We start from the raw sequence: 8,791 nt of genomic DNA, 5'->3' as shown, positions 1-8,791 counted from the left end.
GGGTGCGCGGGCCGGGTCGAGGTGGGCCTCGAGGTAGGTGAGCAGGTCGTGCGGGGTGGCCCGGACGGCGCCGGCCGCCTGGAAGCCGCCCGCGTCGAAGGCGGGGACGGCTGTCCCGCCGTCCTTGCCGTGCCCGGTGGCGTCGGGTCCGCCGGTGTCCGCCCGCAGGGCCGTGTCGCCGAGACCGAGGGGCTGGAGCAGCTCTCCCGCGATCAGGTCCGGCCACGGGGTGCCGGTGGCGGCGGCCAGGGCGTGGCCGAGCACGGCGACACCGAAGTTGGAGTAGCGCCAGCGGGTGCCGGGCCGGTGCCGGGGGCGGTGGCGCAGGAAGGCGTCGACGACGCGCGCGTCGGGGTAGCGGGCGTAGGGGTTGGTGCGCAGGGCGGGCAGGGCACGGGCGTAGAAGTCGGCCGGGAGGCGGGGCAGTCCGGAGGTGTGGGTGATCAGGTGGACGAGCGTCGCCGGCGCCGGTCCGGCGGGCCGGCCGCCGTCCAGCAGGGTGTGGGCCGGTTCGCCGCCGGAGAGCCGGCCGCTGTCCATCAGGCGGGCCAGCAGCAGTCCGGTGAACGTCTTGGAGGCCGAGCCGATCTCGTAGCGGAGGGTGTCGCGCGGGTGCTCCGGGGGCGGGGCGGTGCCGCCGGTGCGTACGGTGCGACGGCCGTGCCGGGACACGGCGAAGACGGCGTCGGGCGCGTCGGCCGCGGTGACGGCGTCACCGAGGCGCTCGTACAGGCGCTCGTCGGCGCGGGACTCCGCCCGGTGGGCGGGGATCCCGTCGTCGGGCGGGAGGCCCGGCCAGGGCGTGCGGTACGTCGTCGTCATGAGGCGCGGGCCAGTTCGGTGAGGGCGCGGGAGGTGGCCAGCACGGAGGCGAGGGCGGCGACCAGTGTCGAGTGGTAGACGATGTCGAACACGGCCTGTTCGTCGCCCTCGGGCATCGTCCGGATCGCGGGCATGGCGCCGTCCGGCCGCTGGGCGGCGGCGAAGGCCCGCCAGGCGGGCTCGTCCAGGGTGGGGCGGGGCAGGCAGGCGTCGACCACGAGGAGTTCGCCGAGCAGGTCCCAGCGTTCGAGGTCCAGCCAGTCGTCGATCCAGGCGGGCAGCCAGGTGGTGAGGTAGCCGGCGAGGTCCGGGGGCAGTCCGCCGGGGTTCTCTCCCCAGTCGGTCAGGTGGAACACGCAGTGGGTGACGGCGTAGGCGGTGTGGCCCTCGACGGTCCAGGGTTCGGGGGTGCGGGCCAGCCAGGTGGGGCGCAGGGCCTCGGACTCCGGGGGCCGGGGGGTGAGTCCGAAGCGGCGCTGGAACGCGGAGAGGGCGAGCCGCCGGGTGGGGGTCGTCTCGTAGGCCTGCCAGCTGTCGAGGCGGTGGTCGAGTGCGACGGCGCGCTCCAGCTCGGGCCGGCTGTAACCGAGTTCGCGGAACGGCAGGTACACCTCGAACGGGATGGGGGAGATCGGTTCGGTGCGCTGTCCGCGCACCAGCGCGGCGCCCCCGTCCAGGGTGTCGCGCCAGGCGTGGTCGAGGAGCTGCCGGGCGAGCTGCGCCTGGCGGGAGCCCGCGACACCCTCGCGGAACAGCACCTTGCAGATCAGGGCGAGTTCGCCGACGGGTTTGAAGCGCTCCAGGAACCCCACTTCCGGGTCGGCGTCGGGCTCCAGCCGGAAGCCGTCGCGGTGCGCCCAGAGCCATTCCAGGGCGCCGGCTCCGACGGTGTGGATCAGACGGGTGTCGGTCATGCCGGGGCTCCTTGCCGGCCGTGCCGCGTTCCGGTGCCGGAGGGTGCGCCGGCCGGGCGTGCGGTGGTGAGTACGGCCGCGAAGGCGGCCAGGAGGGTGGAGTGGTAGTGGGTGGCGAAGTACCGGTCGGGATCGCGGGTTTCATCGCGGGTTTCACCGTCCCCGGCGTCGTGGCCCTCTTCCCGGATCGCGCCCGAGGGGTCCTGCACCGCCCCCAGGCGCTGCCAGGCGTCCGGCGGGACGACGTCGTCGAGGGGGCGGGGCAGGGTCGCGGCCACGGCCAGCAGCTCGCTGCTCAGGTCCCACATCCCGGCGTCCAGGCAGGTGTCCAGCCAGGGCGGCAGCCAGTCGGCCAGATAGTCGGCGAGCCCCTGTGGCGGACCGTCGTCGGCGCGTCCCCAGTCGGTGAGGTGGAAGACGACGTGGGTGAGGGCGTATCCGGCGGCGCGTTCGAAGGTCCAGGGTTCGGGCAGTCCGCCGAGCCAGGTGCGGGGCAGCGGGGCCGGGTCCTGTCCGGGCCGGTGGATGCCGCAGCGTTCCTCGGCCTTCAGGACGCCGAGGCGCCGGGTCGGGTCCTGCTCGGTGAGCCGCCAGCCCCGGGTACGGGCGACCACGGCGGCGGCCTCCTCGTAGGCGGGGTGGCGGAATCCGGCCGAGGCGAAGGCCGCGTACACCTCCAACGGGTAGGTGGCGAACGGCTCGAGACGTTGCAGCAACGAGAACATCCCGCCCTCGCGCGTCTGTCGCCAGGCGAACTCCAGCAGTGCGCCCGCCCGGGCGTGCAGCGGGTCGGCGGGGCCGGTGCGGTGGATCACGGTCGCGCAGACCCGGGCGAGTTCGCCGAGCGGTTTCCAGGTGCCGTCGACCCGGCCGTCGGCCGTCAGCGCGTCCTCGCCGAGCGCGAAGCGGGCGCGGTGGGCGGTCACCCATGTGAGGGCGTCCTCGGCGACCCGCCGGATGCCCCGGGCGCCGGGCGCGGTCACACGCGTGCTCCGGTCCGCGTCAGCCGCGCCGCCTGGACGTGGAGGACGACCTGCGGGTCCTGTCCGCCCATCAACTCCACGAAGTCCAGGCCGGATTCGAGGCCGAGGGTGTCCGGTACACCGGACAGCAGGGTGAGCCAGCGGCCGGCTCCGGCGGCCTGCCGCCAGTCCCGGCGGCGCACCGCCCGGACGAATCCGCGGGCCACGTCGACGGGCCGGCGCACGGCCGCACGGCTCACCGCGCAGTCCTCACCGGGCAGGGCGAGCGGGGCCAGTACGGCGAGTTGATGGGTGAGGGACTGCCAGCCCGCCTCGTCGAGCCAGCCGGTGTCCGGCTCGTCCGGCGGCCTCGTGGAGAAGGAGGGGTCGATCCGCCGCAGTGTGCGCGCCATGCCCCAGTGGCTCCAGCGGACGGTGGGCGCGGCGTCCGCGCGGGGCGGGTACGCCTCGACCGCCTTGCGGAACACGGCCACTTCCGCCGGGTCGGGCGGGGTGCCCAGCAGGAGGCTCGGCAGCATCGCGTCCGCGCCCAGTACCCGTACGGCGGCGAGCGCGAGGTCTCCCGCTTCCCCATCGGTTCCCGCCGGGAGGACCGCGCGGGTGTGGTCCCCGCCCCGAAGGGCGGAGACCACACCGGAGGCGAGGTCCTGCACCGCGGCCTGCAAGCGGGTCGAAGTGCCTGACTGCTCCATATCATTCGCTCCCGTCGATCCCGTTCAGCCCTTCTTCGGGCGCGGGGTCGGCGGCGACAGCAGGGCGAACCCTCCGCCGGCGGCCACGGCCAGCGCGGCGCACTCACGGCTGTCGCGGTACACACCGTCGGTCTCGGCCGGGTCGAGTGCCGCCTCTATGTCGGTGCTCCGGACTCCGGTGAGTTCCTCGATGACTTCGTCGGGACGCATGACACCATCTCCCTGAGATGTAGCGAGTACCTTCCCCTTCAGAATCACCCATAACGGACAAATCACTCCACTTCTCCCGGAATTGTTTTCGTCACTTCTTCAACAGGCCGAAGGCGCAAGGGCGTCACCAGGAGACGGCGGGCGGGCGCACACCGGACAGGAGCACGCCGCTGTGCGGGCGGGTCGGGACCCGGTGCAGCGGGATCGCGAGATTCTGCTCCGGCACCGTGTACTCCATCCGGGCGAGCCGCACCGCGAGCGCCTCCAGCACGCCGACGGTGATGCCCTCGCCGGGGCAGCGGTGGCCGGCGGCCGGGTCGCCGCCGCCCTGCGGGATCAGTTCGTCGCGCTCCACGGGCCGTTCGAGGAAGCGCCGCGGGCGGAAGGCGTACGGATCGCCCCACAGCGACTCGTCGTGGTTCTGGCCGTACACGTCGAGCACCACCAGTCCCCCGGCCGGGACCCACTCGCCCCTCCAGTACAGGTCCCGGGCGGCCAGACCGCCGAGGAACGGCACGAACGGGTAGAAGCGGCGCACCTCGTGGGCGAACGCGGCGGTGAACGGGACGTCCCCGTCCGCCAGCGGCGCCCGGTGCTCGGGCCACTTGTGCAGGGCGTGCGCGGTGAAGGCGACGAACCAGGCGACGGCGGTCGTCGGGCGGACGACGTTGAGCAGCTCCACCGCGGCCGTCTTCTCGTCGAGCGGCCCGCCGTCCGCGTCGCGGTGCCGGCACACCAGGTCGAGGACCGAGTCCTCGGGGGCGGTGACCGTGCCGGACCGCACGTCCCGCACCAGCCGGCCCAGCCGGTCCTCCTGCCGCGCGCGGGCGCGCCGGGCCCGCAGGTGGCGCGGTCCGGCGGTGGCGAAGCCGTCGACCATGGCGATCATGTCGCGGGCCGTCGCCTCGGCGTCGGCGTCGTCCAGCGGTATGCCGGCCCACCGGTGGACCCCGGTGGTGAGCACCGTGCCCGCCTCGTCGAACAGGACGACGGAGCCGCGCCGGCCCCAGGCGGGTACGGCCTCGTCCCAGGCCCCGGTCACGTGGTCGACGAGGCCGGCGATCCGGCCGGGGGCGAGCAGCGGCAGGAACAGGGACTTGCGGGCGCGGTGGGCGACGCCGTCGAGGGTGTGCACCGCCTCGTGGCCGAACAGGGTGGCGAGCACGGGTTCGGGGATGGCGCGGTGCCGGTGCACGTTCCGTTCGTCGTAGAAGAACCGCACCGCTTCGGGGCCGCGCAGGGCGAGGGCGGGCCGGCCCAGGATCCGGGTGCGGACCACGGGGCCGGGGGTGTCGCGCATCCGGTTGGGCAGCCAGGCGTAGCCCTCGGCCAGCAGCGGCAGGGTGCGGTCGAGCAGGGGGCGGCTGAGTACGTCCATCGCCGTCGGGTGCCCCGGGGGGATGGCGGGACACTCCGGGTGGGACGGGGCCACCCGTTCGGATGTGGCCGAGGCCACGTGCCGAAGGAGGTCGGTGTCATATCGGGACGGGTGGGGCGGCGGCTAGCGTTCCGTGCGGTCCTTTCACCCCAGCAGCTCGGGCGGCCCGGCAGTGCAAGCAGATCTCTCACCGGTCATCGCGGCGACGACGCAGTGGCTGACGTGTTCCTTTCCCACGCCCGGCGGGGCGTTGGCCGTCGCGCTGTGCGAGGTGCAGGCGCGGCAGGCGGTGACCGTCGCGGCGCGGCTGCGGTATCCGACGGAGATGGATGCCGCCCTGGTCGGACTGGCGGGGCCCGGGGGTTCGGGGCGGCTCGACTGGGTGACCGGGGCGGACGCGGGTGACGGGGGCGAGGGCTGGCGTACGTGGGTCGACGAGGTGGTGGCCAGTTGGGCGGTGTGTCTGCTGGCCGATCCTGAGCTGGCCGGTCTTGCGGTGAGCGCGCTCGCGGGGGGCGCTGTGCCTGCCGAATTCCGTCGGCTGGTCGCACCCGATGAGACGGATCGCCGGGCGGCGGTGTTGCTGCGGCATCCGGATCTGGTGGCTCCGGTGGCCGGTCTCCACCGGTCGGAGCTGCTGAGCCGGCTGGACCCGGACGTCACCCTGGTGGGCTGACTTCGGCGTTCGCGGGTGCCCGGTGTTGTGGCCGGGCGGGGCGGGTCGCGCTGCCCGGCGCTGCCGGGGTGCCTCCCCCACCGCCCACCCGTGCCGCTGGGGGCACCTCCCAGGCCCTTGAGGCACTGGGGGAGGCACGACTGCCCGCGGGGGCGGGGCATACGGCTGTCCGCCTCGGCGGCGCGTCCGCCCGGGGGGAGGGGAACGGAGGCCGTGGGTCACGTTCCGTCATTCACTCGATTGCACCAGGTGGCCGCGCCGGAGGCAGGGGGCGGGGTCAGGCTGGGCGGTATGAGTACCGTCATATCGCGGAAGTGGGAGCACGCCGTCGTCACCGGTGGGGCGGGGTTCGTCGGGTCCCATCTGTGTGCCGCCCTGCTCGACGCGGGCGCGGCCGTCACCTGCGTGGACGACCTCAGCACCGGCCGTCCGGAGAACATCGCCCCGCTGCTCGAACGGCCCGGGTTCACGCTCGTACGGGCCAACGTGGCGCAGGAGCTGCCGGTCGACCGGCCGACCGACCTGGTGCTGCACTTCGCCTCCCCCGCCTCCCCCGCGGACTATCTGCGGCTGCCGCTGCACACCCTGGAGACGGGCAGCCTCGGCACCCGCAACGCCCTGAAGCTCGCCCAGGACGCCGAGGCCCGCTTCGTCCTCGCCTCCACCTCGGAGGTCTACGGCGACCCCCAGCAGAATCCGCAGGACGAACGGTACTGGGGCCACGTCAACCCGGTCGGCCCGCGCAGTGTCTACGACGAGGCCAAGCGCTTCGGCGAGGCGCTGACCACCGCCCACGCGGAGACCCGCGGCACGGACACCTGCATCGTGCGGCTGTTCAACACCTACGGCCCGCGGATGCGCGGCCACGACGGCCGCGCCGTACCGACCTTCGTCCGGCAGGCCCTGGCCGGCGAACCCCTCACCGTGACCGGTGACGGACTGCAGACCCGCTCGCTGTGCTACGTCGACGACACGGTGGCCGGCGTCCTCGCGGCGGCCGCCCACGGCATGCGCGGCCCCGTCAACATCGGCAACCCCGGCGAGATCACCATGCTGGGCCTGGCCCGTCTCGTCATCGCGCTCGCGGGTTCCCGTTCGGAGGTCCGCTACATCGAACGCCCGGTGGACGACCCCGCAGTGCGCTGCCCGGACATCACGCTGGCCCGCGACAAGCTCGGCTGGGAGCCCCACGTGACCGCCGAGGAAGGACTGCGCCGCACGATCGACTGGTTCCGCGCCGAAACACGCCGCTGAGCGAAAGGCCCGCCCACCATGCGCATCCTCGGAATCAACGCCCTCTTCCACGACCCCGCGGCCGCCCTGGTGATCGACGGGCGGACCGTCGCCGCCACGGAGGAGGAGCGGTTCTCCCGGCGCAAGCACGGCAAGCGCCCGCTGCCGTTCTCCGCCTGGGAGCTGCCGGAGCAGGCCGCCGCCTGGTGTCTGAGGCGGGCCGGGCTGCGCCCGGAGGACCTCGACGCGGTCGCCTACTCCTTCGACCCGGCGCTGGCCCGCCCCGCCGACGCGATGGGCCTGGACGACCCGTGGGACCACCTGCGGCTCACCTACGCGCGGGAGGCCCCCGGCTTCCTGCGGACCGCGCTGCCCGGACTCGGCCCCGGCCTCGTCCGCTTCGTACCGCACCACATGGCGCACGCCGCCTCCGGCGCCTTCGCCGCGCCGGACGCCGGGGACTGCTCCGTGCTCGTGCTGGACGGCCGCGGCGAGCGCGCCTCGCACCTCGCCGCCCGCCGGGTGGGCGACCGGCTCGAACCCCTGCGCGCCCAGGACCTCCCCCACTCGCTCGGCCTGGTCTACGAGGAACTCACCGAGCACCTGGGCTTCCTGCGCTCCTCCGACGAGTTCAAGGTGATGGCCCTCGCCTCCCACGGCACCCCGCGCATGCTGACCGAACTGCGCCGGTACGTGTATCCGACCGGCGACGGCGGCTTCCACGCCACCGGCGTGCCCTGGCACGAACTGTGCGCACCGCGCGGCCCGGACGAGCCGTGGACCCAGGACCACGCCGATGTCGCCGCGAGCGCGCAGGCCGTACTGGAGGAGACCCTGCTGGACCTGGTCCGCTGGCTGCACGGCCGTACCCACCACACCGTGCTCGCCCTGGCCGGGGGTGTCGCCCTGAACTGCGTCGCCAACTCCCGTATCGCCCGCGAGGGCCCGTTCTCCCGGGTGTGGGTGCAGCCCGCGGCCGGGGACGCGGGGACCGCGCTCGGCGGCGCCCTGCTGCTGTCCGCCGGCGCCGGTGACGGGCCCGAGCCGATGACCGGCGCCGACCTCGGCCGGGACTGGACCGACGCGGAGCTGGCGGCGTGGCTGAAGACGGCCGCCGTCCCCTTCGAGCGACCGGCGGACATCGCCGCCACCGTGGCCCGGACACTGGCCGGCAACGGCATCGTCGCCTGGTTCCAGGGACGCAGCGAGTACGGGCCCCGGGCGCTCGGCCACCGCTCGCTGCTGGCCCATCCCGGGCACGCGGGCAACTTGGAGCGGCTCAACGACGTCAAGGGGCGCGAGCAGTTCCGGCCGGTGGCGCCGATGGTGCTCGCCGAGCGGGCCGCCGAGATCTTCGACGGGCCGCTGCCCAGCCCGTACATGCTGTTCGTGCACGATGTGGCCCCCGCCTGGCGGGACCGCGTCCCGGCCGTGGTCCATGTGGACGGCACCGCCCGCATCCAGACGGTCGACGCGGCGCGCGAGCCCCTGGTGGCGCGGATGCTGGGCGAGTTCGAGCGGCTGACCGGACTGCCCGTGGTCGTCAACACCAGCCTCAACACGGCGGGCCGGCCGATGGTGGACGACCCGCGTGACGCCCTGGAGTGCTTCGGCTCCTCCCCCGTCGACCTCCTGGCCATCGGCCCGTACGCGATCCGGCGCGGCGATCTGTTCCGCTCCGGCGACGACGGCGAGGGTTCCCGGTGACCGGGCCGGCCGCCCCGGACGGGGAGTACGCGGTGGTGGTGCCGACGCTCGGCCGGCCCGGCCTCGGCCGGTGTCTGCGGGCGCTGGCCGAGGCGGACGGGCCCGGCCCGGCGCGGGTCGTGGTGGTCGACGACCGCCCGGACACGGCCGGTGCGTCGCTGACCGCCGCCGTCCCG

The 8,791-nt window shown here is 74.6% G+C and carries 9 protein-coding genes and 1 pseudogene; 4 read left to right on the top strand and 6 right to left on the bottom strand.

What is annotated here, in order from left to right; all coding sequences use genetic code 11:
- From B7767_RS14795 to B7767_RS14770, 6 genes are all read right to left on the bottom strand, one after another.
- The coding region (locus B7767_RS14795; RefSeq protein ID WP_085572597.1) for a serine hydrolase at positions 1–822 on the bottom strand (822 nt) is incomplete at its 3' end.
- On the bottom strand, positions 819–1,736 hold the full coding sequence (locus B7767_RS14790) for a hypothetical protein (protein ID WP_085572596.1): 918 nt from the start codon (positions 1,734–1,736) through the stop codon (positions 819–821). The genes B7767_RS14790 and B7767_RS14795, both read right to left, overlap by 4 nt.
- Complete coding sequence (locus tag B7767_RS14785) at positions 1,733–2,719, bottom strand: hypothetical protein (protein WP_107486105.1); 987 nt, start codon at positions 2,717–2,719, stop codon at positions 1,733–1,735. Before B7767_RS14785 ends, B7767_RS14790 begins: the two co-directional genes overlap by 4 nt.
- Entirely contained in the window at positions 2,716–3,411 is a 696-nt protein-coding gene (locus tag B7767_RS14780; protein ID WP_085572595.1) for a hypothetical protein, read from the bottom strand. The genes B7767_RS14785 and B7767_RS14780 overlap by 4 nt, the downstream gene beginning before the upstream one ends.
- 24 nt (positions 3,412–3,435) lie before the next feature.
- On the bottom strand, positions 3,436–3,621 hold the full coding sequence (locus B7767_RS14775) for a hypothetical protein (protein WP_085572594.1): 186 nt from the start codon (positions 3,619–3,621) through the stop codon (positions 3,436–3,438).
- A 124-nt stretch (positions 3,622–3,745) separates the two neighbouring features.
- The gene (locus tag B7767_RS14770; protein WP_085572593.1) at positions 3,746–4,999 is read right to left on the bottom strand and encodes a cytochrome P450; all 1,254 of its coding nucleotides are present in this window, start codon (positions 4,997–4,999) and stop codon (positions 3,746–3,748) included.
- Positions 5,000–5,171: 172 nt separating this feature from the next.
- Between B7767_RS14770 and B7767_RS14765 the strand changes: the two genes are divergently transcribed.
- The 4 genes and pseudogenes from B7767_RS14765 to B7767_RS14750 form a co-directional block, all read left to right on the top strand.
- Positions 5,172–5,675 carry a hypothetical protein gene (locus tag B7767_RS14765; RefSeq protein ID WP_085572592.1) on the top strand — a complete coding sequence of 168 codons (504 nt, stop codon included), beginning with the start codon at positions 5,172–5,174 and terminating at the stop codon, positions 5,673–5,675.
- A gap of 291 nt (positions 5,676–5,966) precedes the next feature.
- Positions 5,967–6,929 carry an NAD-dependent epimerase/dehydratase family protein gene (locus B7767_RS14760; protein ID WP_085572591.1) on the top strand — a complete coding sequence of 321 codons (963 nt, stop codon included), beginning with the start codon at positions 5,967–5,969 and terminating at the stop codon, positions 6,927–6,929.
- 18 nt (positions 6,930–6,947) lie between these two features.
- The gene (locus B7767_RS14755) at positions 6,948–8,615 is read left to right on the top strand and encodes a carbamoyltransferase C-terminal domain-containing protein (protein WP_085572590.1); all 1,668 of its coding nucleotides are present in this window, start codon (positions 6,948–6,950) and stop codon (positions 8,613–8,615) included.
- Positions 8,612–8,791 (top strand): annotated as a pseudogene (locus B7767_RS14750) (transferase); the annotation flags it as partial. The gene B7767_RS14755 and the pseudogene B7767_RS14750, both read left to right, overlap by 4 nt.

The organism is Streptomyces sp. 13-12-16 (genome assembly GCF_002114215.1).
Lineage (GTDB): Bacteria > Actinomycetota > Actinomycetes > Streptomycetales > Streptomycetaceae > Streptomyces.
This window is presented reverse-complemented; position numbering and strand designations above follow the sequence as displayed.

Bases quoted from the DNA above. Each gene is read 5' to 3' on its own strand.
- B7767_RS14790 (WP_085572596.1), bottom strand. From the start codon at position 1,736: ATGACCGACACCCGTCTGATCCACACCGTCGGAGCCGGCGCCCTGGAA.
- B7767_RS14775 (WP_085572594.1), bottom strand. From the start codon at position 3,621: ATGCGTCCCGACGAAGTCATCGAGGAACTCACCGGAGTCCGGAGCACC.
- B7767_RS14755 (WP_085572590.1), top strand. From the start codon at position 6,948: ATGCGCATCCTCGGAATCAACGCCCTCTTCCACGACCCCGCGGCCGCC.
- B7767_RS14770 (WP_085572593.1), bottom strand. From the start codon at position 4,999: ATGGACGTACTCAGCCGCCCCCTGCTCGACCGCACCCTGCCGCTGCTG.
- B7767_RS14780 (WP_085572595.1), bottom strand. From the start codon at position 3,411: ATGGAGCAGTCAGGCACTTCGACCCGCTTGCAGGCCGCGGTGCAGGAC.
- B7767_RS14760 (WP_085572591.1), top strand. From the start codon at position 5,967: ATGAGTACCGTCATATCGCGGAAGTGGGAGCACGCCGTCGTCACCGGT.